The following is a 25,785-nucleotide window of genomic DNA, read 5'->3' on the forward strand; positions in this document are numbered from 1 at the left end:
CGTGGAACCCCCCGTACTGCCCGAGACCTTTCCGCTGGCGACGGTCCCCCTGGAGGAGGCGGTCGCCCGGCAGTTCCGGCTGCTGGAGGCCACCGCCGCGCACTTCGAGGGCGAACAGCTCCTCACGGCAGACGCCGGTGTGGTCCCCGGGCCCGGCCGGCCGCGCACCACCGCGCGCGTCGAGGCGGTGCTCGCGGACTTCTTCGGCGCCGAGGACGCGGCCCTCGTCCAGGGGGCGGGCACGGGCGCGATCCGGGCCGCTCTCACCGCGGCCGTCCGCCCCGGCGAGGAACTGCTGATCCACCGGGCCCCGGTCTACCGCACCACCGCCGTCACCCTGCGCGGTCTCGGCGTGCGGACCGTGGAAGTGGACCTCAATGACCTCGGGGCCCTGCGTACGGCGCTCGCCTCCGGCCGGTTCCGCTGGGCCGTGATCCAGCACAGCCGCCAGCGGCTGGGCGACTCCTACGACCCGGGCGAGGTGATCACCGCCTGCCGGGCGGCCGGGGTGCGCACGGTCGTCGACGACAACTACGCGGTCCTGCGCACTCCGGCGGCCGGGGTCGAACTCGGCGCGGACGCCTCGTGCTTCTCCCTGTTCAAGCTGCACGGGCCGGAGGGCGTCGGCGCCGTCGTCGGAGCCGGGGAGCTGATCGCCCGGGTCCGGCACGACAACTACTCCGGCGGCGGGCAGGTCCAGGGCCACCAGGCGCTCGACGCGCTGCGCGCGCTCACCCACGTCCCCGTGATGTGGGCCGTGCAGTCCCGGGTGGGTGCCGAGGTGGCCGGACGGCTGGCCGCCGGGGAGGTGGACGGGGTCGCGGAGGTGCGGATCGCCAACGCGCAGGACCGCTGTCTGCTGGTCCGCCTCGACCGGCCGGTCGCCGCGCGGCTCCCCGCCGCCGCGGCGGAGTTCGGTGCCGCGCCCTACCCGGTCGGCTCCAACTCCCGCTACGAGATCGCCCCGCTCTTCTACCGGATGTCCAGCTCCTCCCTGGACGACGCCCCGGAACTGGCGGACTGGACCGTACGCATCAACCCGATGCGGGCAGGCGCGGATCTCGTCATCGACATCCTGCGCCGCTCGCTCGCCGCTCTGAACGAACCGAAGGGCCGCTGACGTGTTCCTGGACACCGTGCTCCACCGCAACCCCGGACTCGCCGAAGCGGCGGCCGATCTCCACGAGAGGGGGCACATCCCGCCGGACACCTATGTCATGGACCTCGATGCCGTCGAGGAGAACGCGGCGCTGCTGGCCGGGGCGGCCGACCGCCTCGGCGTCGGGCTCTGGTTCGTCGTGAAGCAGCTGGGGCGCAACCCCGAGCTCATCCGGGCGGTCGCCCGGCACATCCCCCGCGCGGCCGCGATCGACGTCACCGAGGCACGGGCCCTGCACGCCTCCGGGGCGCTCCTCGGCAACGTCGGCCATCTCAGCCAGATCCCGCGCCGCGCGCTGCCCGGGATCCTCGCCCTGCGCCCCGAACGCGTGACGGTCTTCGACCTGGCCAACGCACGCGCCGTGGCGGAGGCCGCCCGTGCGGCGGGCCGGGTGCAGGACGTGCTGATCCGGATCGAGGGCGCCGACGGCACCGTCTACCCCGGCCAGGAGGGCGGCGTCCCGCTGGACCGCCTCGACGTCTTCGCGGAGGCCGCCGAAGCCCTGGGCCCGCTCCGGATCGCAGGGGTGACCGCCTTCCCCTGCGTGCTGTGCGACCCCGCCACCGGCCGCCCCGCCACCACCCCCACCTTCGATCTGGCGCTCAAGGCCCGCGAGGTGCTCGCCGCCCGTGGCCACCACGGTCTCGAACTCAGCGCCCCCAGCGCCACGTCGGCCGCCTCCCTCCCGCTCCTCGCCGAACGGGGGGCCACCCACGGCGAACCGGGCCATGCCCTCACCGGCACCACTCCCCTGCACGCCCTCGATCCGACGCAGCCCGAGAAGCCCGCGTACGTCTACGTCACGGAGGTGGCCCACACCCTCGACGACGGCCGCCCCGCCCTCTTCGGCGGCGGTTTCTACGCGCGCTCCCACATCCGCGGCGCCCTCCTCCCCCGGACCGGCGCCCGACTCGGTGTCCAGGACGCGCCCGCCCGGAACATCGACTACTACCGCCTGCTGGACGCGCCCTCCGACGCCACGGACGTCCGTGTCGGGGACACCGCGCTGCTCGCCTTCCGCACCCAGATCTTCGTCACCCGCTCGACCGTCGCCGTCGTATCGGGCCTGTCCTCCGGCGCACCCCGGCTGAACGGCCTCTACGACGCCCAGGGCCGGGCCCTGTAAGGAGCACCTCATGGCCAGGACCGTCATCGTCGTCATCGACGGATTCGGCATCGGCGCCATGCCCGACGCGGGTGTGCCGCGCCCGGGCGACCTCGCGGCCGACACCTGCGGGCACGTCCTCGACCACGCCCGCACCGCCTTCGGCCGGCCCCTGCGCCTGCCGGTGCTGGAGGCGCTGGGGCTGGGGCTGGTCCACGGGCACCCGGACCTGGCCCGGCGCACCGGGCTCCCGGTGGCGGCGGGACGGGCGGCCCTCGGCTATCCGGGAGCGGACACGTTCGCCGGTCACCAGACCATGATGGGGGCCGACTTCAGCCGGGTGGCCGTCGCCCGGCTCGGCGACCACCTGGAGGAGGTGGCCGGCGCGCTCACGGAGGCCGGGCACCGGGTGGAGCGGGTGGACGGCGGGCCGGTGCTCGTCGTCGACGGAGCGGTCCTCGTGCACGACAACCTGGAGGCCGATCCCGGCATCAACTGGAATGCGTCCGGCGCCCTCGACGACCTGCCCTTCGAGGGTCCCGGCGGCATCCTGGCCATCGCCCGTACCGTGCGCGCGGTGGCGCCGGTCGCCCGGGTCATCGCGGTGGGCGGACACGCGGACGGGCCCCTGTCCGGCTTCGTCCGGCCGGGCGACGGCGGGACGGCCGGTCTGGACACCCCGGCCACCGGCTTCTACCGCAACGGCGGACTGCGCGTCCGGCACCTGGGCGCCGCGCTCGACCACACCCGTCAGCTCCCCGGACTGGCGGCACGGGCCGGTATCCCCGTCACCCTCGTCGGCAAGGCCGCCGACATCCTGGTGTGCGAGGGCGCGACCCAGCGCCCGGCCGTGGCCACCGCCGACGTCCTGGCGGACACCCTGGAGGCCGTACGCGCCGACGGCGACGCCCTGGTCGTCGCCAACGTCCAGGAGACGGACCTGGCGGGCCACCAGCAGGACGCGACCCGTTACGGACAGCTCCTCGAACAGGTCGACGCCGGGCTGGCCGGGCTCGTGGCGCTGCTGGCGGCCCCCGGGGACCGGCTGATCGTCACCGGCGATCACGGCAACGACCCGACGATCGGCCATGCCCATCACACCCGGGAGTACGTGCCGGTGCTCATCCACCGCCCCGGCGAGGAGGGCGTCGAGCTGCTTCCCGACGCGGGCACCCTGGCCGATGTGGGCGCCACCGCGGCCCTGTCGCTGGCCCTGGCCCCCGAGGAACTCGCGTCCGGGTCCCCGCTGCGCCCGGTCGGGCGCGCACCGGCCCCGCGGCCGTAGGGCCCGCCCACGGGCGGGGCAGCGACCGCCCGGCGTCAACGGGCTTCCGCCGGGCGGCGACCGGCCTGGAGGGCGATGACCGCGATGTCGTCACGGCGGTACTGGACGGAGGGCAGCAGGCCGCGGATCAGGGTCGCCAACGGCAGCCCCCGGCCGACCAGCACGTGGGTGTGCTCCCGCAGCCGTCGGAGGTCGTCACCGATGTCGGTGTCCGGTGTCTCCACGAGTCCGTCGGTGTAGAGCACCAGGGTGTCGCCCTCCCGCAGGGGCGCGTCGAAGGTGGTGCGGGTGAGGGTGTCGGTGACGCAGAGGGGTGGGTCGGGGGCTGTGAGGTCGTGGAGGTAGCGGGGTGGTGCGTCGTGGGGGATGAGGAGGGGTGGGGGGTGGCCGGCGTTGGAGAGGGTGACGCGCCAGATGTGGGGGGCCTGTGGGCGGATGAGGGCGTGGATGACGGTGATCATGGAGGGGCCGTCGAGGGCCTGGACGATGCGGTCGAGGCGGCTGAGGGTGGTGGCGGGGTTCGCGGTGGGGCCGCTGTCGTAGGCGAGTCCGCGCAGGAGGCTGTTGACGCGGCCCATGGCGGTGGCGGCGTCCAGGTCGTGTCCGGCGATGTCGCCGATGGACAGGGCGAGGGCGTCGTCCGAGAGGCGGACGGCGTCGTACCAGTCGCCGCCGATCTCGGCGGCGGAGTCCGCCGGGTGGTAGAGCGCGGTGATCGTGAGGCCGTCGAGGGTCTGCGGGGGTGTGAGGAAGGACTGCTGCAGGGCGAGGGCCCGGTCGCGGATGCTCTGCAGTTCCATGGTGCGGCGCAGCGGCCCGCTCATCTGCTGGAAGACGTCCCGCAGCAGATGCAGATCGGCCTCGTCCGGGGGCGGGTTCCCCCGGCAGGTCGCGACGGCCGCCAGCGCGACGGTCCGGCCGTCCACCACGACGGGAAGCAGCGCGACGCCGGTCGCACGGGCCTTGCGCAGCCACCGGGCCGAGGCTTCCGAGAGCCCCTTCGAGGGCGGCCCTTCCGGGGGGAAGACCACCAATCGCGCCTGCTGGCTGCTGATGGCCTGCTGGGCGACCGGACCGAGCAGAAAGTCGTCCTCCAGAGGAGGCAGCGGAGGCAGCCCGGGGGCGAGCCCCACCCGCTCGGGCGAAGCCGTGGTCGCCATCGCGCCGGAGGGCCAGGCCCAGTCCCCGGCCTCGACGCCGCCCCGTACCCGGAAGATGGCCACGGCATCGGCCAGCTCCGGGACGACGGCCGCCGCGGTCGTCAGGAACGCCTCGGACAGGTCGTGTGCCGCGGGCACCGCGGCCATGCGGGCCAGCAGCTTCTCCCGCACCCGGGTCCGCCAGTGCTCCTCGGCGTCGCTGGCCGTGCCGACCCACTCCACGTCACCGTCCGCATCGGGCACAGGAGCGGCGATGATCTTGACATGCCGGAAACGGACGGGGTCGCCCGCGAGCCGCACCCGCACGATCTCGTCGAGCGGGGAGCGCTGCCGGAGAGCCCTGTGCCAGGCCCGCTGGAACCAGCCCCGGTCCTTGGGGTGCACGGCGTCCAGCCATGACGCGCCGCCGCCGGGACGCCACAGCCTCTCGGCCATACCGCCGCCCGCCAGCAGGGTGACGAGGCCGTCGGCCGACATCGCCCACACCGACTGGGGCACAGCGCTCATCAGTGCCCGGTACCGCAGGAGCAGCCGTTCGTCCTCGTCCACCGACGCCTCCTCTGCGCATCGCCTCCGCCCTGTGCGCTGAATCTCGACCCCGGCGCTACCGCCATCACCTACAAATGATTACCCATATCCACCGATCCGCCATATTTCCGACGCTTCCTTCCCTCGACGGGAAAGGAAGGGAGGGGCGCGGGCGGACCGGTCGCAGCGCGCGGAGCCGCGTCCGGTGCGCGTCGTCGAGCAGCCGGGGCCGCCCGGTGCCCTGCTCTCCCCGACCTCAGCGGCGCAGCAGGAGGGAGGTCACCCGGAGGCGGCCGCTGTGGATCCAGACGTCGGAGTACTCGACGGGCCGGTCGTCGGCGAGGTAGGTGACCTGCTGGAGGTACTGCACGGGGGCGCCTTCGGCGAGGTCCAGGGAGTCCGCGACGTCGGCACCGGCCGCTTCCGCGCCGAAGGTACGGCGGGCCGTGGCGATCTTCAGCCCGTACGTCCCCTCCAGGACGCCGAAGAGGCTGGCCGAGGTGAAGTCGACCTCCTCGATACCGGGCGCGAGGTCGGTGCGTACGAAGTTGAACAGCAGGGCGACCGGCCCCTGCTCCGTGCTCCGCACCCGCACCAGCCGCAGGACATGGGTGCCGGGGGCCACGTCCAGCAGGGCGGCGACCGGCTTGGGCGGCGCGATCAGCGCACACTCCCGGACCGTCGTCGTGGTGACCACACCCTGGTCGGCGAAGTCCTCGGACAGGGTGCTCAGCTTCTGCGCGATGGCGGGTTCGATCGTCGTCGAGGTCACGAACGTGCCCCGGCCCCGGACCTGGCGCAGCAGGCCCTCCTCGATCAGTGTGGTGAGCGCCCTGCGCAGCGTGCCCCGGCTGACCCCGAACTCCTGGGCCAGCTCCGGCTCGCTCTTGAGACGGTAGTGCGGCGGCCACTCACCGCCGGCGATCCGCAGCCGGATGTGCTCCGAGATCTGGACGTGGATCGCCGTAGGGACGTCCCGCTTGATGCCCGGGAGCCCGCCTTTGTCGACCGTCACAGTGGTCGTATCTCCTTCTCAGCCGTCACCGGGGACGGGTGTCGCTCCGGCGTGGAAGCCGTACCCCGGCCGCGGCGGGCGGCCGGGGTACGGCGGTGGTGTCCGGTCAGTAGCTGGCGGTGGAGGCGTCACCGGAGTCGGTGATGATCGCCAGGCCCGCGCTGGTCCCGAGCAGGGAGGCGCCCGCCCGCAGAAGCTCCAGGCCCTGACGGTAGCTCTTGATGGAACCGGACGCCTTCACCCGGACCCCCTCCCGCGCACGGTCAACAAGGTAACGAACACTGGCGGGATTCGCAGTCTCGATCTGACCGCTGCTGGCGTTCTTCAGGTAGGACGCGCCCGCCTCCATGGCGAGTTCGACCGCGGCCTCCTTCTCCGCGTCGGTGAGCAGCGGCAGCTCCAGCATGACCTTGACGGGCAGGCCGCAGGCGCGCACGACGCCCGCGATGTCCTCGCGGAACTCGTCGTAGCGGCCGCTCTTGAGCCAGCCCACCTGTACGCCCATGTCGAGCTGGTCCGCGCCGAGCCGGGCGATCTCGGCGGCCTCGGCGGCCTTCCCGGCGCTGGTCATGACGCCGACGGTCGGGAAGTCCAGGGCGGAGGCCACCTCGACGCCGGTGCCCTTCAGCTCGGCGACGACGAGCGGCAGCCAGGAGGCGGAGACCATCGCCGCGTTGAAGCCGTGGGTGACGGCCTCCCGGGCGTGGGCGACCATCTCGTCGCGCGTCGCGTCCGGGTCGATCTTGGTGTGCTGGATGAAGGGCGCCATCTCGGCCGGGGTGAGGTCGAGGCCGGCGGGATGGACGGTGGTTTCGGACACGGGGGATCTCCCTTGGGTGGGTGGCGGCAGGAGCCCGGCGGATCGGCCGCCGGGTCTTCTCCATGGGCTGCCGCCACGAGTTGACGGTGCCGTCGGCGCCCGCGTGCGGGGCGACGGCTCAGATCTTGGAGGCGTACTGCTCCGGGACGACGACGCCCTCGCCGCCGAACCAGCGCGGCGCGTCGACGCCGCAGTAGAGGCCGACGTTGCCCCAGGGCTCGAAGGCTCCGGTGCGCACCACGGCCTTGGCCTGACGGGCGAGGTCTCCGAGCACCTCGGCGTGCGGGCGGGTGGTGAACTCGGCCCCGGCGAAACGCTCGTGCAGCCAGGAGTCGAGACGGGGGTGGTGGCTCGGGACGTCCTCGGCGCGGACCACGCCCTCGACGACCAGTTCGTCGGCGATCAGGCCGAGGACGGTGCGCAGGTCGGGCAGGTTCTCGGCGAGGGCCAGGTCGATGCGGTGCGCGTCGCGCGGTACGGGGAAGCCCGCGTCGACGACGAGCAGCAGGTCGGTGTGGCCGAGCGTGGCGAGAACACCGCTGAGTTCGGCGTTGAGGATGCCGGAGCGCTTCATGGTGGGTTCCTTTCGGGTGGGGCCTCGGTGACCGGCGGCCCCGCGGGGCGTACGGGGTCAGGCCGCGGCCGGTGCCGCTCCGGTGGCGAGGGTCATCACGGACTCCTCGGTGGCGTCGGCCGATGCGACGACGGCCACCAGGCGGCCTTCGCTCATCACCGCGATGCGGTCGGTCAGGGTGAGCAGTTCGGGCAGGTCGGAGGAGGAGCAGAGGATCGCCAGGCCCTTGTCGGCGAGTCCGGTGAGCTGGGCGTAGATCTCGGCCTTCGCTCCGATGTCCACGCCGCGGGTGGGCTCGTCGAGGATGAGCACGCCGGGATCGATGGCGAGCCAGCGGCCGAGGACGGCCTTCTGCTGGTTGCCGCCGGACAGGCTGGTGATGGGCTGGTCCAGGGTGGCGGTCTTGACCCTGAGCCGCCGGGCCTGTTCCGCGGCGGCCGTGTCGAAGGCGCGGCGGCGGATCAGACCGAGCCGGCTGAACGCCCGTGTGGTGAGGGCGCCGACGTTCTCGCCGACGCTCATGGTGGTCAGCAGTCCCTGGGCGCGGCGCTCGCCGGGGACGAACGCCAGTCGGCGTTCGACGCTGGCGATCGGGTTGCGTCGTTCGTAGGGCTCGCCGAGCAGTTCCACGGTCCCGGCGGTGCCGGATTCCCCGCCGAACAGGTTGTGGAGCAGTTCGACGCGGCCGGAGTCGGGGAGTCCGGCGACGCCGAGGATCTCTCCGGGGCGCAGGTCGAAGGAGACGTCCCGGTGGCGTCGGCCGCTCAGTCCGCGGACCTTGAGGGCCGGTTCGGCGGTGGGCGCGGCCGCGCCGGACCGGCGGGTGAACCCTCCCAGTTCACGGCCGACCATGGCGGCGACGGCCTGGTCGGGGGTGGTGTCCTCGCTGCGCCAGGAGGCGACGTGGCCGCCGTCGCGCAGCACCTGGATGTGGTCGGCCAGCTTGAAGACCTCCGGCATGCGGTGGGAGACGTAGAGCATGGTCGTCCCGGCGGCCTTGAGCCTGTCCATGAGGGCGAACAGGCGGTCGGCCTCGGCGGGGGTGAGCATGGCCGTGGGTTCGTCCAGGATCAGGACGCGGCAGCCCCGGGCGATGGAGCGGGCCACCACGATGAGCTGCCGGGTGGCCAGGTCCAGGGTGCGGACGGAGGCGTTCGGGTCCAGGCGGAGGTCGAGTTCGGCGAGGAGTTCGGTGGTGCGCTCCAGCATGCGCCGCCGGGAGGGGAACCAGCGGTTGCCCGGTTCGACTCCGCTGAGCACGTTCTCGGCGACGGTGCGGTCGGGGAGCAGCGAGAGCTCCTGGGGGACGATCGCCACGCCGTGCCGGCTGAGCATGTCGGCCGGCTCGAAGGAGGTGACCTCCTCGCCGAACACGGTGACGCTGCCCTCGCTGGGCGGCTGGAGGCCGGCCAGGATCTTGAGCAGGGTCGACTTGCCGGCGCCGTTCTCCCCGAGGAGGGCCGTGATGTCGCCCTCGGGGACGTCGAAGGAGACGTCGCGCAGGGCGCGGACCGGCCCGAAGTTGCGGGTGAGGCCACGGATCCGGACGGCCGGCCCGTCGGCGGGGGCCGGTCCCCCGCCGGGGGCGTCGTGGAGTGCGGGAGTCATCAGTCCTCCACGGCCACGTCGGCGAGGTTCTCGCGGGTGACGAACTGGGCCCCGGTGTCGACGCCCTTGATCTCGGTGCCCTCGGTGAGGAAGTCGTGCAGCACCTTGACGGCCTGGTAGCCCTGCTCGGCCGGGTTCTGGCTGATGCTGAAGTCCAGGACGCCGCTCTTGATGTACTCGGTGGTCTGGGTGAGCAGGTCGAAGCCGCCCATGGCGATGGTGTCGGCCTTGCCGGACTGGGCCACCCACTTGGCGGCGGCCGTGGTGGAGCAGCAGTCGAGGCCGACGACGGCGGCCACGCCGGACTGGCCGGACATGGTGGACTCGACGGTGTTGTAGGCGCTGTTCGGCTCGTTGCCGACGTTGACCGGGCCGACGATCTTCAGTCCGCTGCCGTCCAGGCCCTCCTTGAAGCCGTTGAAGCGGTCGTGCGACCAGCCGGCCCCGGTGTCGACGGAGAAGACCACGACGGACTTCCCGTTGACGTCGCCCTTGAGGTCCTTGCGGAGCTGTTCGGCCTGGGCCTTGCCGGAGCCCTTGAGGTCCTGGCCGACGAAGCCCATCTGCTGGGAGTCGGGGTTGTCGGTGTTGAAGGAGATGATCGGGATGCCCGCCCGGTACGCCTGGCTGATGACGGGCTTGAGGGCGTCGCTGGAGGCGGAGGAGACCGCGAGGCCGTCGACGGCCTTCTGCTGGATGAGCGTCTGGATCTCGGAGACCTGCTTGGCGGCGTCGCCACCGGTGGGACCTATGAGGGACACCTCCGCCCCCAGCTCCTTGCCGGCCTTCTTCATGCCGGCGCCGATCGGTGTGGCGAAGGCGAGGGACGGGTCGTGGTAACTGAGCTTGATGCGCATCGGCTTGTCGTCGTCGATGCGCTGCTGGATGTACGGGGCCAGCGTGAAGGAGCCGTCGCCGGAGCCACCGGAGCCGGAGTCGGCGGAGGTGATGGCGCCGCAGGCGGTGAGGGAGAGGGCCGCTGCGGCTGCCGCTGCGGCGGTGAGGCTTCTGAGGAGAGTGCGCGGGGACATGGAGACTCCTTCGTCGTGTCCGTGGGTCAGCAGGCAGGGGAGGAAGGGCCGGTGGGGCGGCGGCGGGGCGGTCCGTATCGGCGGCGGTGCCGGGATGCGGGCTTTCCTCCGGTCGTACGGGCGTGGGGCCGGGCTTCCGGCGTCTGCGGGAGGACGCGCGGGGGGGGGCCGGAGCGCGGGGGTGCGGGTGGGTGGGTGTCCGGCCGTCCGGGCGGGGGCCTGTCGTCGGAGGGCCGTATCGCGGCAGGCGGCAGGCGGCAGTGCGCCGACCGCCCCTAGGCGCGGGTCTTGCGCTTGCGCTGCCAGGTGTCGGCCGCGACGGCGGCGACGATGACGAGACCGGTGACGACGGTCTGCCAGAAGGACGAGATCCCCTTGATGTTGAGGATGTTCTGGAGGAGGCCGATGAAGGCGACGCCGATGACGGTCCCCCACATCGTTCCGGAGCCGCCGAAGAGGGCGGCGCCGCCGATGATGACCGCCGAGATGACGGTGAGTTCCAGCCCCTGTCCGGTCACACCCTGCACGTAGGACAGGAAGGACAGGCCGAGGACACCGGCGAGTCCCGCGGTGAAGCCGGAGAGGACGAAGGCGGTCAGCTTGACCCGCTTGACGTTGACGCCGACCAGCCGGGCGGCCTCCTGGTTGCCGCCGACCGCGTAGGTGTTGAAACCGAAGCGGGAGCGGGCCAGCAGGACGACTCCCAGGGCCGCGACGGCCGCGAAGAAGACGAACTGCATGGGCACGAGCCCGAACAGCCGCCCCTGTCCGAGCAGGTTGAACTCGGCGACGCCGGGCTGGGACGAACTCAGCGAGATCGGGGCGCCGTCGGAGATGAGCAAGGCGATCCCCCGGAAGACACTGAGCGTGCCGAGGGTGACGATGAAGGACGGAACGCCGAGGACGACCACGGCCAGGCCGTTGAAGAGCCCGGCGAGGACGCCGACCGCGAGGCCGACGAACATGGCCGCGGGCCAGTTCCAGCCGTCGGATATGAGCATGCCGGTGGAGATCGCGGAGAGGGCGTAGGTGGAGCCGACCGAGAGGTCGATCTCACCGTTGAGGATGACGAAGGTCGCCCCGACGGCCATGATGCCGATCTGTGCGATCTGCTGGCCCACCGAGAGGAGGTTGTCGGACTGGGCGAAGGTCGGCGAGAGCACCGTGCCCAGGAGGAAGAGCAGGACGAGCGCGGCGAGGACGCCGGCCTCCCGCGCGTGCAGGAGTCTGCTCAGCGCGGCCGGGAACGGTCCGGTGCCCGCGTCGGGTGGCGGGGCCGCGGTGGCGGGCGGCTTGGTGGCGGTGGAGGTCACGAGGCACTTCCAATCAGGGCGTTCAGCTGGGCTCTGGTGGGCAGGGCGGGGATGACTCCCGCGATCGACACGGTGTGCGAGCCCGCGACGGCCGCGAACCCGACGGCCCGGTCGACGGGCCGGCCCTCGGCCAGGGCGACGGCGAGAGCGGCGGTGAACGAGTCCCCGGCGCCTGTGGTGTCCACGACCGTCCGGGCAGGATGCGGGGGCACCGTGGTGACCCGGGCGCCCTGGGCGACCAGCGCGCCTTCGCCCCCTCGGGTGATGACGACGGTGCCGCCGGTGCGCTGCTGCAGCGCCCGGGCCAGCTCCTCGTCGCCGAGCCCGTGCCCCTCGTCGAGGCCGAGGAGTACGGGTGCCTCCGTCTGGTTGGGCGTGAGCACGTCGATGAGGGGCCAGCACGCGTCGGGCAGTGGCCGGGCGGGGGCCGGGTTCAGCAGGGTGCGGGTGCGGCTCTCGCGGCCCGCGCGGAGGGCGGCGACGACGGCTTCCTCGGGGATCTCCATGGAGACGACGAGGACGTCGGCGGAGGCGATCTCGGCCCGGAAGGCGTCGACGGCGTCGGCGTCCAGCTCGTCCAGGGCGCCCGGGGCGATGGCGATGCGGTTCTCCCCGGAGGGCTCGACCAGGATGAACCCGACCATGGTGGGCGCCCCGGCGGTGACCACGTGTGCGGCGCTCACCCCTTCACGCCGCCACAGCTCATGTGCGGAGCGGCCGAACTCGTCGTCGCCGACGGCGGTCAGGAGCGCGACCTCGGCCCCCAGCCGGGCCGCCCCGACGGCCTGGTTGCTGCCTTTCCCGCCGGCACCCGAGTCGAAGAGGCCGCCCGAGACGGTCTCACCGGCCGCGGGCGCCTTGGGCACCCTCATGGTGAGGCCGGCTCCGTAACTTCCGACAACCGCAATCTTCATCGACACACCACTTTGTGTATGGACAACCATGAACAAGCGCGATCGTAGGTACAGGGATGTCCATAGTCAATAGGGGTGTACGCGATGCATGCCCGGGCACCGGGAACCCGACTCGCGGAGCGGATCGACGCCTCGGGACCGGCCGTCGCCGTCCCACGCGTACGCCACCGGAGACCCGGTCGCGCAGGGACACTCCGGCCGCCAGGGCCGGTTCAGTCCGTTGGCGGACCGGCCCCCGGCCGGGGGCCGTCGCCACCGTCGTACCCGGACCGCTCCGCCGCCGGGCGAAGGGAGAGGTGACCAGGGGCTTGCCACTGTCCGATGCCGCGGACGACCATCGCATAGCCCGGCCCCCGTCGCGTGCGCCGGAATCCCCGCCGCGCCCACTCCTACTCGTCCACTGGAGACCGATGAACGACTCAGCGCTCATCACCACCGGCCTGCCGATCGCTCTGGCGATCATCATGTTCGGCCTCGGGCTGTCCCTCACCACCGACGACTTCAGGAGGGTCACCCGGTCGCCGAGGGCGGTGGTCGTCGCGCTGGTGCTGCAGGTGCTGGTACTCCCGCTCATCGCGTTCGGGCTGGTGAAGCTCTTCGACCTCGACCCCCTGCTCGCCGTCGGCGTGATGCTGCTGGCCGCGTCCCCCGGCGGCACCACGGCCAACCTCTTCAGCCACCTCTTCCGAGGGGACGTGGCGCTCAACATCACCCTGACCGCGATCAACTCGGTGCTCGCCGCCATCACCATCCCGGTCGTCACCAATCTGGCCATCGACCACTTCGACGCCCAGGGCGATCTCGGCCTGCAACTCGGCAAGGTGGTGCAGGTGATCGCCATCGTGCTCATCCCGGTCGCCGTCGGCATGGCGGTCCGCCGGCGCTCCGCCGAGCTCGCCGCACGCGCCGACCGCCCGGTCCGGATCTTCTCCGTCCTCGTCCTGGTGGTCGTCTCGGTCGGCGCCCTGCTCGGCGAGCGGGAGAACCTGGCCGACTACATGCAGCAGGTCGGACTGGTGACCGGCATCTTCTGCCTCGCGAGCCTCACCCTCGGCTACGCCGGCGCCCGCCTCCTCCGTCTGGACAAGCGCCAGGCGATAGCGAGCTCCATGGAGGTCGGCATCCACAACACGACGGTCGCGCTCACCATCGCGCTCAGCGTCCTGGACAGCACCGAGGTCGCGATCCCCAGCGCCGTCTACTCGGTCCTCATGTACGTCCTCGCGGCCGCCTTCGGCTACCTGATCACCCGCCGGCACACCGACACCGAGGAGAGCCTCCACCGACCGGCGGGATGACCACGCGGGTGCCTCCGCACGACCCGCCGGACCCGGCGGTGTCGGCGGCGGTCTGCCGGCACACGGCGATGGGCCGACCGCGCAGAGGAACTTCCGGCGCGCGAAGTGCCCATCGGCGTTCTGCGTGAGCACCTCGCGCACAACCCCGAGCGCTCACGTACGGTTCGGCAAGCCCGACGAGCCGGCGGCCATCGCGGTCCGGGACGCCTGAGCGGGTACAGGGCCGCAGGTACGGGTACGGGACCGGCGCCCGCTCTCAGCGCGACGGCCCCCGCCACAGGTCCCGCACCCGCAGCCACACATCGCGCGCCTGCCGGCCCGCCGCCGTCCGGCTCTGCGCCACCAGCTCGCGGGCCTGTTCGGGCGTCTCCACGCCCCCGGCGTGCAGGTCCCGCCATCGGTCCGCCCTCTCCGCCCGCGAGGACGGCCGCCGCGGTGAGGCACGGGGCGTCCCGGAGCTCAGCGCCTCCGCTTCCGGCCCGCCGCCGCGGACCGGCCTTCCGGGCGGTGCCCACGGGTGAGGGGTACGGGGGAGAGCGGCGGCGGGCCTACTTCACGCTGCCCGCCGTGAGCCCCGACCGCCAGTACCGCTGGAGCAGCAGGAACGCGATCACCAGCGGCAGCAGCGCCAGCAGCGAACCGATCACCATCAACGGGTAGTAGTCGGGGTTGATGGGGGCGGCCGCGTTCCAGCTGTACAGGCCGAGGCTGAGCGGATACAGCGACTCGTCGGACAGCATCACCAGTGGCAGGAAGAAGTTGTTCCAGATCGCGGTGAGCTGGAACAGGAAGATCGTCACATAGCCGGGGGCGATCATCCTGAGGCCGACGGAGAAGAAGCTCCGCAGCTCGTTCGCCCCGTCCACCCGTGCGGCCTCCAGCACCTCGTCCGGAACGTAGGAGGCGGAGAACATCCGGGCCAGGTAGACGCCGAAGGGGTTGAAGAGCACCGGGATCAGGACCGACCACACCGTGTTGGCGAGGCCCAGGTCGGAGGCGAGCAGGTACATCGGCAGCGCGAGGACGGTCGCCGGGACCATGACGGAGATCAGGATCAGCGCGAACAGCGGACGCTTCCCGGTGAACTCGAACTTGTCGAAGACGTATCCGGCGGCGGTGCTGATCAGCGCCCCGACGGCCGCGCCGCCGACCGCGTACAGCAGGCTGTTGCCGTACCAGCGAAGGTACGCCCCGTCGTCCTGGGCGAGCAGCGTCCCTATGTTGTCGAACAGCGCGAAGTGTGACGGGTCGAAGAAGTCGGAGGCGAACAGCGCCTCGGAGTCCACCGCGGAGGCGACGAGCAGCCACAGCAGCGGCAGGAGCGCGTAGAGGGCGCTCAGCCCGACCACGAGGTTGGCCGCCGCCGGGCCGTACCAGCCGGTCCGGCGCGGGCGGACGGGCGGACGCCGGGTGCCGGGCGAGGAGTCGGCCGGCGCGGCAGGCGCCGGAGGGGTGGTGCGGACCGACGTACTCACGGGCGGGCCTTTCTCGAAGAGGTGACACGTGTCTTCCGTCGCGCCGAACCGGCCGAACCACGGGTCACGGCGAAGGACAGGGCACAGCAGACGATCAGGAGGAGGACGGAGGCGGCGGAGGCCAGGCCGTAGTTGTTCCGGGTGAACGCCGCGTCGAAGATGTACATGTTGGGCGTGTAGCGCGGGCTGATCAGCGGGGTGGCCTTCGCCAGCAGCATCGGCTCGGTGAACAACTGGAGTGCGCCGATCGTCGTGAAGATCGCGACCGTCGAGAGCGTGGAGCGCACCAGCGGCACCTTGATGGTCAGCGCGGTGCGCACCGGGCCCGCCCCGTCCATCGCCGCGGCCTCGATCAGCTCGCGGGGAATGGCCTTGAGCGCGGCGAAGAAGATGACCGCCGTGTAGCCGAGGCCGCTCCACAGCGCGATGTTCACCAGCGACGGCACGATCATCGTCAGGCCCAGGAAGTCCACGGTGATGTCGACGCCCTGGAGGGCGTCCAGCACGGGGGAGATCCCCGGAGTGTAGAGGTACAGCCAGATGACCGTGGCGATGATGCCCGGCACCGCGTGCGGTACGAAGAGCACCGTCTGGGTGAGCTGCCGCGCCCGGATCAGCCCCGAGTCGAAGAGCAGCGCCAGGGCGAGGGCGCCGACCAGGACCAGCGGGATGAACACCACCGCGTAGAGCAGGGTGATGCCCACACCCCGGACGAAGCTCGGGTCGGACAGGACGGCGGTGTAGTTGCGCAGCCCGGCGAAGGCCGTGCGGGCGTTGCCGAAGCCCAGGCCGCTGTGCGAGGTCGAGAAGAAGCTCAGGTAGACGGCGTACAGGGTCGGGACGACGAACACCGCGACCAGCAGGACGCCGAACGGACCGAGGAGGGTGGAGACGGCCAGCCGCTGAGGGCGGCGCGCGCGGCGGGAGTCGGTGGCTGTGGTCATGCCTTCCGTGGCGGTGCTCATACTGTCGGCGGCGGTGCTCATGCTTGCCTCACAGAAAGACCCAGGCTGCGCAGGTCGGGCAGCGTCTCGGATTGGGCGGTGCGGAGCGCCTCGGCGATGGTCGTGCCGTACTCCAGCCGGGCCAGCCCCTGGTGCAGCGAGGTCGCGGTCGCCTGCATACGCGGACCCCACGTCCAGCCGGTGCGCAGCAACGCGGCCTGCCGCGCCACGAGTCGGTAGACGTCCTGGCCGCCGTAGAACGCCGTGTCGAACTCGCGGGAGGCGTTGGCCACCAGACCGGCGTCCGCCGGCAGGATGCTGGAGCGGCCGCCGGAGAGGCGGGCGGTGATCGCTTCGGGCGCGGTGGTCATCCACTCCAGGAACCGCATCGCGCGTTCCTTCTTGTCGCTGCCGGAGGTGATGGCGTGCACGGAGACCCCGTCGGTCCCCACGACGTCCTCACCGCCCTCCCAGCGGGGCAGCGGGGCCACCCGCCAGCGCCCCGACGTGCCCGGCACGGACCGGACGAGGGCGGCGAGCCCCCACGGCCCCACGAGATGCGAGGCGACGGCGCCCCTTGCGAGCGCGGACAGCCACTGCTGGCTGGAGCCGGGGGCGAACATCAGCGCCTTCTCGTCGACCAGGCCCTGCCAGAACTCCGCGACCCGCCGGCTCGGCCCGCCGAGGAAGTCCAGCACCCAGGCGCCGTCCTCGATGGCGAACCACTGCCCGCCGCTCTGCATGGTGTGCCCGGCCAGCACGTTGTAGGCGTTGGGGTGGAAGGTCGCGAGGTCGACGCCCGCGTCCCGCTTCAGCCGACGGGCCGCCTCCCCGAACTCCTCCCAGGTGGAAGGTGGTTCGATACGGTGCCGGGTCAGGATGTCCTCGCGGTAGGCGAACAGCATCGGGCCGAGGTCGACCGGAATGCCGTACGTGCGGCCGTCCAGCACCCCGTTGGTCCATGCCTGCGGACCGAGCCGCTCACGGAGCCGGGGTGTGACGAGCTCGGTCACGTCCGCACAGACCCCGTCGATGGCGAAGGACGGCAGATCGGCGTCGACGAGCGTCACGATGTCCGGCGCGTTCCCGGCCCGCGCGGCGTTCGACAGTTTCGCGTTGCCGCCCGCGAGTCCGGACGTCATCGGGGAGAAGTCGACGGGCTCCTCCGGATGCAGCTCGTTCCAGGCCGCGACCAGGGTGTCCGTGCCGCGCAGTGCCGACCACAGGGTCAGCGGGCCGTCGGGGCCGCTCGGCCCGGCATCGGAGCCACCGCCGCACGCGGTGGCGGTGACACCGGCCAGGGCGGTCCACAGACCGGCGGAGAGCAGGCCTCGTCTGCCGAGCGCCGGGCTAGCCATGACGGAGGCCCGGGGCGAGAACGGTGGCAGGGGGACAGGGAGGACACATGGGGAGACCTTTTCCGTGGGAAGGGAGATGAAGGACGGAGAGGGGGTACGGAAGCCGTCAGGCGGCGTCGAGGACCCGGTGGAAGGCGGGGAGCGCATCGGCGAGCGGAGCCGCCTCGGGGTACCAGGCGCGCTCCCATTCGAGGCTGATCCAGCCGTCGTACCCGAGACGGCGGAGCTGTCCCAGCACGTCTCCGAGCGGCAGCGCACCCCGGCTGGGCAGGACCGGCCGCAGATCGGTGGGCGAGGCGACGTCCTTGAGCTGTACGTGGCGGAGCCAGGGCCCCAGCAGGTCGGCGGTGCGCTCCGGGCTCTCCCCCGCCCGCCACGGGTTGACCGCGTCCCACACGGCACCCACGGCGGGAGAGCCGACGGCCTCCAGGACCTCGGCCACCTCGGCGCCCGTCAGGAACTCGTCGTGGGTCTCCAGCGCGATGCCGACCCCGGCCGCGGCTGCGAGAGGCGCGGCCGCGGCCAGATGACGCACCGCCCGCTCCCACCTCCCCCTCGGCAGCCCGGCCCCGCCGCCGAAGACCCGCACCTGGCCGGCGCCGAGCCGGGCCGCGAGGGCGATGTGCCGGGCCAACTGCTCGACGACGTACGGCCCGTCGGCGGCGACCTGGACGTACGAGGCGAGCACCGGCACCGCGAGACCTGCCCGGCGCAGCGCCCCCGCGATGTGGTCCACCTCCGCCCGATCCGACTCGGGGTGAACCAACTGGCCCTTGAGGCAGCGGAGTTCGACCCCGGAACACGGGCCGTTACGGGCCAGTCGGACGACCTCGTCCAGTCCGGCGCCGGGACAGCCCAGCGTGCTGAACGCCCGGGGGTTCACGGGGCCACCCGCTCGGCGGCCACATCGACCCGTTGCCCACGCTCGGCGGAGTCGTAGACCGCGAGCGCGGCGGCGACGACACCGCGTCCGTACGCACCGTCGACGTAGTGGCCGGGCCCGCCGCGTGCCGCCGTCACGAATCCGTCCAGCTGCGCACGGAAGGACCGCTGCTGGTGGCCCGGGTCGGCCTTGAGGAGGTGCGTGGACCGTCCGTCGCGGAGGACGAAGAGTCCCTCGGTCGCGGATATGCGCAGCGTGGCCTCGTCGAGCACGACCTCGGTCTCGTCGAAGTACGGCATGCCCCGGCTGGTGAGCGCGATGCTGGCGTTGATGCCGTTGTCGAGCTCGACCAGCGCCAGGGCGTCGGTCTCCACCTCCAGCCCGGGGCGGCCCCGCACCACCCCGCTGACGCGGCGGACGGCGGAGTCGGCGAACAGCTGGATGCGGTCGAGGCCATGGGTGCCGACGTTGAGGACGATGCCACCTCCCGCGACCGCCCGGTCGAAGAACCACGGCGGGCGGGAGCCGGGTTCGTAGTGGGAGGAGCGCCGGTGCGTGATGAGCAGCGGCTGCCCGTACCGCCCGGAAGCGATGAGGGTCCGGGTCTCGCGGACGACCGGGTCGAAGTGGATGACGTGGGCGACCGCCAGCAGCACACCGGCCGCCTCGCACGCCTCCGTCATCAGGGCGCAGTCCTCGGTGGTGGTGGCCATCGGCTTCTCCACCAGGACGTGGAGTCCGGCCCGTGCGGCCCCGACGGTCATCGGGGCGTGCAGCGCGTGCGGTGAGGCGATCACGACCGCGTCGAGACCGGCCTCGGCGAACATGACCCGGTGGTCGTTGTAGGCCGGTACGTCGGCGGAGTCCGCGAGTGCCTGGGCCGCGGAACGGTCGGTGTCGCAGATCGCCGCGATCTCGTAGTCGGGGGCGCCGGCGGCCGCGTGCACATGCGCGGCGCCGACACCTCCCGCGCCGAGGACGCCGATACGGAACCGGCGGGCGGGCGGGGCGGGGGGCATGGGGATCTCCGGAGAAGTGAGGGAGGGTGCAGGTCGGAAGTAGGGGAAAGCGAGGTCAGCGGTCGCGTGGAGCCGCGCCGCAGGACGCGCGGACGATCAGGCGCGGCTGGACATCGACCCGGTGGGACACCGCGTCCGACCCGAAGTCCATTCGGCTCAGCAGGAGTTGGGCGGCAAGTCCCCCGACTTCCTCCTTGGGAGGGGAGACCGCCGTCAGCGGGATGTCGCCCACTTCGGTGACCTCGTCGTCGTACGCGACGACGGCGAGGTCCTCGGGGACCGAGAGGCCGTGCCGCCGGGCGGCCACCACCAGGGCCGCCGCGTCCCGGTCGCCGTGGCAGAACACCGCCGTGATGCCCGCGGCGGCGCAGTGCCGCGCGTAGGCGGCGATGCCCTCGGCGGACCAGACGTCCGCGCGGGCCACCGCGCCCTCCACCACATCGGCGCCCAGCAGCGCCGCGGCCTCGTCGAACCCGCGCGCCACGGCGTCCGACGTCCCGGTGCGCAGCCGCCCCAGATGACCGATCCGCTCATGGCCGAGCGAGCGCAGATGACGTACGCCCAGACAGACCCCGCCCGGATGGTCCGTGGCCACGTAGGACGTGGGATCGTCCGGCGCCGGGGCGGGCGGACGCCGCTCCACGAGGACGTACGGCACGGTGAGGCTCCGCAGGCCGTCCACGTACTCCTGCGGCTCGTCCAGCAGATGAAGGTTCGGCACGAGCAGCAGCCCCTGCACGCCGCTGTCGAGCATCGCCCGCACCTCGTCGCGCTCGATGCCGGGGTCGTACTTCGAGGAGGCGAGGACTACGCCGACGCCGGCGTCCCGCAGCACCCGCTGGATACCGTCGACGACCCGCGGATAGTAGTACGTCGTCGAAGGGACGAGTACGCCCACCAGGCGGCGGCCCCCCGGCGAGCCGGCGCCCGCACGCGCGGCCTCCGGCAGCGGTGACACGAACGTGCCCGCGCCCTGCCGCCGTTGCACGATGCCCTCGTCGACGAGTTCGCTGACCGCCCGGCGCAGCGTGTTGATGCTGACCGCGAGCGTGTCCGCCAGTTCCCGCTCGACGGGCAGCTGCGCCCCGGGCGCCCAGAAGCCGTCGGTGATCTCCTTGCGCAGCCGCTCGGCGACTTGCAGGTATTTGGGCCCGCGAAGGAATGAATCCTTCTTCTCTGCCGATTTCATGCCGGTGAGATTGCAGCAATCAATCTCTTGCGTCAACCACTTGGCGGTGCTTTTGTAACCCCAGCGTCAATAAATGCAGAAATTCATTCCTTAAATGGGAATGAATTGAGTGGGAGAGTGCGATGAAGGAACTCCGGAGCGGCGTCCCGGATCTCGAAGAGGAACTGGGCCGCCCTGGTGCGGCGCTGGTGGCCGAGGCCGCCGACTGGCCCGGTGACGTGGTGGTCCTGGGAGCCGGCGGCAAGACGGGTGCGGGTATCGCATCGATGGCCCGCCGGGCACTGGACGCGGCGGGCCGGGACGGCGTCCGGGTGCTGGCGGTGTCCCGGTGGACGGACGCGCGGGGCCGGGCCGGGCTGGAGGAGCTCGGCGTGCGCACGGTCGTCGCCGATCTGTCGGACCCCGCCGCCGTGGACGCCCTGCCGGACGCGGCGGCCGTGATCCACCTGGTCGGCGCGAAGTTCGGCACCGCCTCCGCACCCGAACAGGCCTGGATGACCAACACGGTGCTGCCCGCCTCCGTGGCACGGCGCTACCGGGGCGCCCGCGTCGTCGCACTCTCCACCGGCAACGTCTACGGGATGACCGCCCCGGTCACCGGCGGCTCGCGGGAGAGCGAGGAACCCCGCCCCGTCGGCGACTACGCCGTCACCTGCCGGGGCCGGGAACTGGTCTTCACCCACGCCGCACGCACCGGGTCCACCCCCGTCGCCCTGATCCGCCTCAACTACGCGGTGGAGCCCCGCTACGGCGTCCTCGCCGACCTGGCCCGCACCCTGTCCGCCGGCAAGCCGGTCGACCTCGGCGCGGGCGCGGTGAACGTCGTCTGGCAGCGGTACGCCAACGAGGTCGTCCTGCGCGCGGTCGGCCACGCGGCCGCACCCGAGCCGTTCGTCCTCAATCTGACCGGGCCCGAGACGGCCGGAGTGCGCGCCCTCGCCACCCTGCTGGCCCACCACCTGGACGTCGTACCGGAGTTCACCGGGGAGGAACCCGCCACCAGCCTGCTCGCCGACGCCACGCTCTGCCACACCCTCTTCGGCTATCCGGACCGCACCCTGGGCCAACTCGTGGCACTCCAGGCCCGGTGGATCGCCGCAGGCGGCGAACTCTGGGACAAGCCGACCAAGTTCGAGCGACGGGACGGTTCGTTCTGATGTCCGCGTCCGCCCCGATGGCTCCGGCGAGGGCCGCACTGCTCCGCCGGGGAACCGTCATCCCCGCCCACCCCCTCGCCCTCACCGCCGGCCGCACTCTCGACGAACGGCGGCAACGCGCCCTCACCCGCTACTACTCGGAAGCGGGCGCCGGAGGAGTGGCCGTGGGCGTGCACACCACCCAGTTCGCCATCCGCGACCACGGCCTGTTCCGGCCCGTCCTCGAACTCGCCGCCGAGGAGAGCGCTTCGGCCGTCGCGAGCCGCCCATTCCTGCGGATCGCCGGAGTCGCCGGACCCGTCCGCCAGGCCGTCGAGGAGGCCGCCGCCGCCCGCGCACTGGGATACGACGCCGTCCTCGTCTCCCCCGCCGGGCTCCCGCACGCCACGCCGGAGGACCTCCTGGACCGCAGCGCCGCCGTCGGCGAGGTCCTCCCCGTCATCGGTTTCTACCTCCAGGAAGCCGTCGGCGGCCGCGAACTGCCCCGCGCCTACTGGCGGGCGCTCGCCGACCAGGAGTCCACCGTCGCGGTCAAGGCCGCCCCCTTCGACCGCTACCGCACCCTGGAGCTGGTCCAGGGTGTCGCCGACTCCGCCCGGGGAGCCGAGGTCGCCCTCTACACGGGCAACGACGACAGCATCGTCGCCGACCTCCTCACCCCGTACCACGTGACCACCCCCACCGGCCCGGCAGTCCGCCGCTTCGTCGGAGGGCTGCTCGGCCACTGGGCCGTCTGGACCCGCTCGGCCGTCCGGCTGCTCGCCGACGTCCACGCCGCCGACGCCGGGGACGAAGCGGCCCGGCAGCGGGCGCTGACCCGGCTCGCCGGGGACACCGACGCCAACGCCGCCGTCTACGACGTACGCGGCTCCTTCGCCGGAGTCATCGCGGGAGTCCACGAAGTGCTCCGCCGCCAGGGCCTGCTGAACGGCACCTGGTGCCTCGATCCCGCGGAAGGTCTCTCGCCCGGACAGGCACAGGAGATCGGCCGCGTGCACACCGCCTACCCCTGGCTCGCAGAGGAGGACGCGTTCATCGCCGGCGCCCTGCCGCGCTGGCTCGCCTGACATCACCCCGCACCCACCCACGGGGAGACGCCCGCCCCACCGGGCATCCCCACCCCACAGGGAAGAGGAACGATGAAGACGAAAACCCTGCTCCTGACCGCCGCGGCCGCGCTGCTCGTCCCCGCCGCCGTCCTGGCCCCGCAGGCAACCGCCGGACCCGCCCCGGCGGCGAAGGCGCCGACGTACAAGGTCAACACCTTCGAACGCCCCGCCGCCGGGAACGGCTACCCGCTCGGCCAGTGGGCCGCCGACGGCTGGAGCGCGCCCTGGCAGCAGGGCATGGAGACCCGGGCCCGCATCGACAACACGACCCCCGCGCACAGCGGTTCGAAGTCGCTGCGCGTCCACTACCCCAAGGGCAAGATCGGTCCCGAGGACTCCGGGGCGCAGGCGCCCTTCGCGCTCACCAAGGCGCGCGAGTACTACCTCTCGTTCTGGGTGAAGTTCAGCGGCGACTTCAGCTGGGGCACCACCGAGTACGCCGGCAAGGTCGGGCTCGGACTCGCCGGCGGGGCCTCCTGCTCCGGCGGACAGGTCTGCGACGGCACCAACGGCTTCAGCTCCCGCATGATCTGGCGGCAGAACAACGGCCAGGCGGCCGTGTACTACTACCACATGGGCCACGCGGGCCAGTACGGCGACTACGCCGTGCTCAAGGACAACGGCGCCGACATCCACTGGCCCAAGAACCAGTGGGTCAACGTCGCCCAGCGCGTCAAGGTCAACACCGTCACCGGCGGCAACGCCAACCCCGACGGCGAGATCGAGGTCTTCTACAACGGCAAGTCCGCCGCCAAGGTGACCGGCCTGCGCTTCGTCACCAACAACGACCAGGTCGACCGCGCCTACTTCTCCAGCTTCGCGGGCGGCGCGACCCCCTCCTTCGCTCCGAAGAACGACAACAGCTTCATCTGGTACGACGACCTGAAGGTCTCCACCGACCGCAACGACATCTGCGAACTCAGCTCCTGCACCTGACCCGCACGCCGCCGGGTGGCGCGGAGCTCCGGCCCCGCGCCACCCGGCCACACCTCCCGCCCCAGCACCCCGGAGCCCCACCGTGCCCGTCACCCCCTTTCCCGCCCCGCGCTCCCTCACCACGACCCCGGGCGGCGCGGCCCTCGACGCCCCGGTCCACGTGACCGCCGACCCGGACCTCCCGCCCCAGGGATACCGCCTGCGCACCGGTCCCGAGGGCGTCACCGTCGACCACCGCGACGCCCTCGGCCTGCGCTACGCCCTGGGCACCCTGGACCAGCTCCGCGCCGGACACGACTACACCTCCACCGGCTACGACATCAGCGACCACCCCGACTTCCCCGTACGCGGCTTCCTCCTCGACATCAGCCGCGACCGCGTTCCCACCCGCCGCACCCTGGCCCGCTGGATCGAGATCCTGGCCCTGGCCCGCTTCACCCAGTTGGAGCTGTACGGCGAGCACACCTACGCCTTCCGCGACCACCGGGACGTCTGGCAGGACGCCTCCCCGCTCACCGCCGACGACCTGCGCTGGCTCGACGCGCGCTGCGCCGCCGCCGGCATCGAACTGGTCGCCAACCAGAACACCTTCGGGCATATGGAACGCTTCCTGCGCCACCCCCGCCACGCCCACCGTGCCGAGAACCCCGAAGGCTTCGAACGGGGCGGCGTCCACCGCCCGCCCAGCACCCTGGAACCCACCGGCGACAACGCCGCCTTCGCCACCGCCCTGGTCGCGGAGGCCGCCCGCGAGGTCCGCTCACGGCGGCTCAACATCGGGGCCGACGAGCCCTTCGAGCTGGGGCGCGGGCGGTCGGCACAGCGGGTGGCGGAACAGGGTGTCGGGGAGGTCTACTTCTCCTTCGTCACCCGACTCATGGCCCCCTGGCTGGAGGCCGGGTACACCGTCGAGTTCTGGGCCGACGTCTTCGCCGACCACCCCGAACTGATGGACCGGGTCCCGCCGGGAGCCGTCCCCGTGGTGTGGCAGTACGACGGGCCCCGGCTGCTGTCCGAGGTCATCGACGGCGACACGCCCGAGGCCCGCACCTGGCAACGGCTCGGCGCCGACCTCGACAACCTCCGCGAAGGCTTCCGTTCGCGCGGCAAGCTCCTCTCCGAGGCCGGAGTGCCGTTCTGGGTCGCACCCGGCGCGAGCAACTGGAACTCCCTCCTCGGCCGGATCGACAACGCCGTCGACAACATGCTGGACGCCGCCGAGACCGGCCGCGAGAACACCGCACAGGGATTCCTCCTCACCTCCTGGGGCGACCACGGCCACTGGGACGCGCCCTCGGTGGCGTACGGTCCGGTCGTCTTCGGCGGCGCGGTGAGCTGGTCCCTGGAGGCCAACCGGGACCTGGACATCGCCGCCGTGCTCGACGACCACGTGCTGCTCGACGAGGCCCGCCTGACGGGCGGCGTACTGATGCGCCTCGGCCGGGTCCACCGGGACCTGGGGGTGCCGCTGCTCAACGGTTCGCCGATCGCCCGCGCCCTCTTCCCCGACCCCGCCGTCCCGTTGCCGGCCCTTCCGGCGCCGGAGGCCTTGGACCGGGTCGCCGCGACGCTCGCCGACTGCCGGTCCGACCTCACCACCGCCGACCCGGCCGCCGCCGACGGTGACGTGGTGCGGCGCGAACTCCACCACGCCGTCGCGCTGGCTCAGTTCGCCCTCGACGTGCTGCGCGCCCGCGCCGCCGTACCGGCCGACGCCGGCTCCCTGCCCGACGCCGACGCGATCGAACCGGGCACCGCGCGCCGTCTGCTGCGCCGGATCGAGCCGCTGGTCGCCGAGCAGCGCGCCTGCTGGCTCCTCAGGTCCCGCCCGGGCGGCCTCGACGACAGCATCCGAGAGCTGGACCGGCTCCGCCACCACCTCACGGCGGCGGCCCACGCATGACC

22 protein-coding genes are annotated in these 25,785 nt (G+C 72.5%); 8 read left to right on the forward strand and 14 right to left on the reverse strand.

The window, feature by feature from the left end; all coding sequences use genetic code 11:
- Nucleotide 1 precedes the first annotated feature (1 nt).
- The 3 genes from ACQ9ZG_RS01285 to ACQ9ZG_RS01295 are packed head-to-tail and all read left to right on the forward strand — an operon-like array spanning nt 2 to nt 3,549.
- The gene (locus ACQ9ZG_RS01285; protein ID WP_109915179.1) at nt 2-1,120 is read left to right on the forward strand and encodes an aminotransferase class V-fold PLP-dependent enzyme; all 1,119 of its coding nucleotides are present in this window, start codon (nt 2-4) and stop codon (nt 1,118-1,120) included.
- 1 nt (nt 1,121) lies between these two features.
- Nucleotides 1,122-2,285 carry an alanine racemase gene (locus ACQ9ZG_RS01290; protein ID WP_109915178.1) on the forward strand — a complete coding sequence of 388 codons (1,164 nt, stop codon included), beginning with the start codon at nt 1,122-1,124 and terminating at the stop codon, nt 2,283-2,285.
- Between the two features lie 10 nt (nt 2,286-2,295).
- Nucleotides 2,296-3,549, forward strand: a complete 1,254-nt coding sequence (locus ACQ9ZG_RS01295; protein ID WP_499279676.1) for a phosphopentomutase — start codon at nt 2,296-2,298, stop codon at nt 3,547-3,549.
- 35 nt (nt 3,550-3,584) lie between these two features.
- On the opposite strand, the gene ACQ9ZG_RS01300 is transcribed toward ACQ9ZG_RS01295, so the two are convergent.
- The 8 genes from ACQ9ZG_RS01300 to ACQ9ZG_RS01335 form a co-directional block, all read right to left on the reverse strand.
- Nucleotides 3,585-5,216 carry a SpoIIE family protein phosphatase gene (locus tag ACQ9ZG_RS01300; RefSeq protein ID WP_499281560.1) on the reverse strand — a complete coding sequence of 544 codons (1,632 nt, stop codon included), beginning with the start codon at nt 5,214-5,216 and terminating at the stop codon, nt 3,585-3,587.
- Nucleotides 5,217-5,493: 277 nt separating this feature from the next.
- Nucleotides 5,494-6,252: a GntR family transcriptional regulator gene (locus tag ACQ9ZG_RS01305; RefSeq protein ID WP_028417228.1), complete on the reverse strand. Its 759-nt coding sequence runs from the start codon at nt 6,250-6,252 to the stop codon at nt 5,494-5,496.
- Nucleotides 6,253-6,358: 106 nt separating this feature from the next.
- Nucleotides 6,359-7,072, reverse strand: a complete 714-nt coding sequence (gene deoC / locus ACQ9ZG_RS01310) for a deoxyribose-phosphate aldolase (protein ID WP_109914261.1) — start codon at nt 7,070-7,072, stop codon at nt 6,359-6,361.
- 118 nt (nt 7,073-7,190) lie between these two features.
- Nucleotides 7,191-7,646 carry a D-ribose pyranase gene (rbsD, locus tag ACQ9ZG_RS01315; RefSeq protein WP_018491268.1) on the reverse strand — a complete coding sequence of 152 codons (456 nt, stop codon included), beginning with the start codon at nt 7,644-7,646 and terminating at the stop codon, nt 7,191-7,193.
- Between the two features lie 57 nt (nt 7,647-7,703).
- Nucleotides 7,704-9,254: a sugar ABC transporter ATP-binding protein gene (locus ACQ9ZG_RS01320; protein WP_109914260.1), complete on the reverse strand. Its 1,551-nt coding sequence runs from the start codon at nt 9,252-9,254 to the stop codon at nt 7,704-7,706.
- Nucleotides 9,254-10,285, reverse strand: coding sequence for a sugar ABC transporter substrate-binding protein (locus tag ACQ9ZG_RS01325; RefSeq protein WP_028417231.1), 1,032 nt, complete (start codon nt 10,283-10,285; stop codon nt 9,254-9,256). The genes ACQ9ZG_RS01320 and ACQ9ZG_RS01325 overlap by 1 nt, the downstream gene beginning before the upstream one ends.
- A 275-nt stretch (nt 10,286-10,560) precedes the next feature.
- On the reverse strand, nt 10,561-11,598 hold the full coding sequence (locus tag ACQ9ZG_RS01330; protein WP_109916934.1) for an ABC transporter permease: 1,038 nt from the start codon (nt 11,596-11,598) through the stop codon (nt 10,561-10,563).
- Nucleotides 11,595-12,542 carry a ribokinase gene (locus ACQ9ZG_RS01335; RefSeq protein WP_309076645.1) on the reverse strand — a complete coding sequence of 316 codons (948 nt, stop codon included), beginning with the start codon at nt 12,540-12,542 and terminating at the stop codon, nt 11,595-11,597. Before ACQ9ZG_RS01335 ends, ACQ9ZG_RS01330 begins: the two co-directional genes overlap by 4 nt.
- 380 nt (nt 12,543-12,922) lie before the next feature.
- Between ACQ9ZG_RS01335 and ACQ9ZG_RS01340 the strand changes: the two genes are divergently transcribed.
- Nucleotides 12,923-13,810, forward strand: coding sequence for a bile acid:sodium symporter family protein (locus tag ACQ9ZG_RS01340; RefSeq protein WP_109916935.1), 888 nt, complete (start codon nt 12,923-12,925; stop codon nt 13,808-13,810).
- Between the two features lie 548 nt (nt 13,811-14,358).
- Here the strand turns inward: ACQ9ZG_RS01340 and ACQ9ZG_RS01345 are convergent.
- The 6 genes from ACQ9ZG_RS01345 to ACQ9ZG_RS01370 all read right to left on the reverse strand — a co-directional run bounded on the left by ACQ9ZG_RS01345 (nt 14,359) and on the right by ACQ9ZG_RS01370 (nt 20,678).
- Complete coding sequence (locus ACQ9ZG_RS01345; RefSeq protein WP_018491274.1) at nt 14,359-15,285, reverse strand: carbohydrate ABC transporter permease; 927 nt, start codon at nt 15,283-15,285, stop codon at nt 14,359-14,361.
- Entirely contained in the window at nt 15,282-16,271 is a 990-nt protein-coding gene (locus ACQ9ZG_RS01350; RefSeq protein WP_109916820.1) for a carbohydrate ABC transporter permease, read from the reverse strand. Before ACQ9ZG_RS01350 ends, ACQ9ZG_RS01345 begins: the two co-directional genes overlap by 4 nt.
- A complete protein-coding gene (locus ACQ9ZG_RS01355) occupies nt 16,268-17,587 on the reverse strand; it encodes an ABC transporter substrate-binding protein (protein WP_109916819.1) in 1,320 nt (439 codons plus the stop codon). Before ACQ9ZG_RS01355 ends, ACQ9ZG_RS01350 begins: the two co-directional genes overlap by 4 nt.
- A gap of 106 nt (nt 17,588-17,693) precedes the next feature.
- Nucleotides 17,694-18,470 carry a sugar phosphate isomerase/epimerase family protein gene (locus tag ACQ9ZG_RS01360; protein ID WP_499279680.1) on the reverse strand — a complete coding sequence of 259 codons (777 nt, stop codon included), beginning with the start codon at nt 18,468-18,470 and terminating at the stop codon, nt 17,694-17,696.
- Complete coding sequence (locus tag ACQ9ZG_RS01365; RefSeq protein WP_109915384.1) at nt 18,467-19,489, reverse strand: Gfo/Idh/MocA family protein; 1,023 nt, start codon at nt 19,487-19,489, stop codon at nt 18,467-18,469. Before ACQ9ZG_RS01365 ends, ACQ9ZG_RS01360 begins: the two co-directional genes overlap by 4 nt.
- A gap of 55 nt (nt 19,490-19,544) precedes the next feature.
- Nucleotides 19,545-20,678, reverse strand: a complete 1,134-nt coding sequence (locus tag ACQ9ZG_RS01370) for a GntR family transcriptional regulator (RefSeq protein ID WP_109915385.1) — start codon at nt 20,676-20,678, stop codon at nt 19,545-19,547.
- A gap of 122 nt (nt 20,679-20,800) precedes the next feature.
- Here ACQ9ZG_RS01370 and ACQ9ZG_RS01375 point away from each other — a divergent pair, with 122 nt between their 5' ends.
- The 4 genes from ACQ9ZG_RS01375 to ACQ9ZG_RS01390 all read left to right on the forward strand — a co-directional run bounded on the left by ACQ9ZG_RS01375 (nt 20,801) and on the right by ACQ9ZG_RS01390 (nt 25,783).
- Nucleotides 20,801-21,835 (forward strand): NAD-dependent epimerase/dehydratase family protein, encoded by a 1,035-nt coding sequence (locus tag ACQ9ZG_RS01375; protein ID WP_109915386.1) that lies wholly within the window; start codon nt 20,801-20,803, stop codon nt 21,833-21,835.
- Nucleotides 21,835-22,902: a dihydrodipicolinate synthase family protein gene (locus ACQ9ZG_RS01380; RefSeq protein WP_109915387.1), complete on the forward strand. Its 1,068-nt coding sequence runs from the start codon at nt 21,835-21,837 to the stop codon at nt 22,900-22,902. Before ACQ9ZG_RS01375 ends, ACQ9ZG_RS01380 begins: the two co-directional genes overlap by 1 nt.
- Nucleotides 22,903-22,974: 72 nt before the next feature.
- Nucleotides 22,975-23,880: a polysaccharide lyase gene (locus ACQ9ZG_RS01385; RefSeq protein ID WP_109915388.1), complete on the forward strand. Its 906-nt coding sequence runs from the start codon at nt 22,975-22,977 to the stop codon at nt 23,878-23,880.
- An 82-nt stretch (nt 23,881-23,962) separates the two neighbouring features.
- On the forward strand, nt 23,963-25,783 hold the full coding sequence (locus ACQ9ZG_RS01390) for a glycoside hydrolase family 20 zincin-like fold domain-containing protein (RefSeq protein ID WP_499279682.1): 1,821 nt from the start codon (nt 23,963-23,965) through the stop codon (nt 25,781-25,783).
- The last annotated feature ends 2 nt before the right edge of the window (nt 25,784-25,785 follow it).

The organism is Streptomyces araujoniae (genome assembly GCF_050871195.1).
Classification (GTDB): domain Bacteria; phylum Actinomycetota; class Actinomycetes; order Streptomycetales; family Streptomycetaceae; genus Streptomyces; species Streptomyces bacillaris.

Excerpts from the sequence above, each read along its gene's own strand:
- ACQ9ZG_RS01320 (WP_109914260.1), bottom strand. The coding sequence starts at position 9,254 with ATGACTCCCGCACTCCACGACGCCCCCGGCGGGGGACCGGCCCCCGCC.
- ACQ9ZG_RS01325 (WP_028417231.1), bottom strand. The coding sequence starts at position 10,285 with ATGTCCCCGCGCACTCTCCTCAGAAGCCTCACCGCCGCAGCGGCAGCC.
- ACQ9ZG_RS01365 (WP_109915384.1), bottom strand. The coding sequence starts at position 19,489 with ATGCCCCCCGCCCCGCCCGCCCGCCGGTTCCGTATCGGCGTCCTCGGC.
- ACQ9ZG_RS01340 (WP_109916935.1), top strand. The coding sequence starts at position 12,923 with ATGAACGACTCAGCGCTCATCACCACCGGCCTGCCGATCGCTCTGGCG.
- ACQ9ZG_RS01335 (WP_309076645.1), bottom strand. The coding sequence starts at position 12,542 with ATGGTTGTCCATACACAAAGTGGTGTGTCGATGAAGATTGCGGTTGTC.
- ACQ9ZG_RS01385 (WP_109915388.1), top strand. The coding sequence starts at position 22,975 with ATGAAGACGAAAACCCTGCTCCTGACCGCCGCGGCCGCGCTGCTCGTC.
- ACQ9ZG_RS01355 (WP_109916819.1), bottom strand. The coding sequence starts at position 17,587 with ATGGCTAGCCCGGCGCTCGGCAGACGAGGCCTGCTCTCCGCCGGTCTG.
- ACQ9ZG_RS01295 (WP_499279676.1), top strand. The coding sequence starts at position 2,296 with ATGGCCAGGACCGTCATCGTCGTCATCGACGGATTCGGCATCGGCGCC.
- ACQ9ZG_RS01300 (WP_499281560.1), bottom strand. The coding sequence starts at position 5,216 with ATGAGCGCTGTGCCCCAGTCGGTGTGGGCGATGTCGGCCGACGGCCTC.
- ACQ9ZG_RS01375 (WP_109915386.1), top strand. The coding sequence starts at position 20,801 with ATGAAGGAACTCCGGAGCGGCGTCCCGGATCTCGAAGAGGAACTGGGC.
- ACQ9ZG_RS01350 (WP_109916820.1), bottom strand. The coding sequence starts at position 16,271 with ATGAGCACCGCCGCCGACAGTATGAGCACCGCCACGGAAGGCATGACC.
- rbsD (WP_018491268.1), bottom strand. The coding sequence starts at position 7,646 with ATGAAGCGCTCCGGCATCCTCAACGCCGAACTCAGCGGTGTTCTCGCC.
- ACQ9ZG_RS01380 (WP_109915387.1), top strand. The coding sequence starts at position 21,835 with ATGTCCGCGTCCGCCCCGATGGCTCCGGCGAGGGCCGCACTGCTCCGC.
- ACQ9ZG_RS01370 (WP_109915385.1), bottom strand. The coding sequence starts at position 20,678 with ATGAAATCGGCAGAGAAGAAGGATTCATTCCTTCGCGGGCCCAAATAC.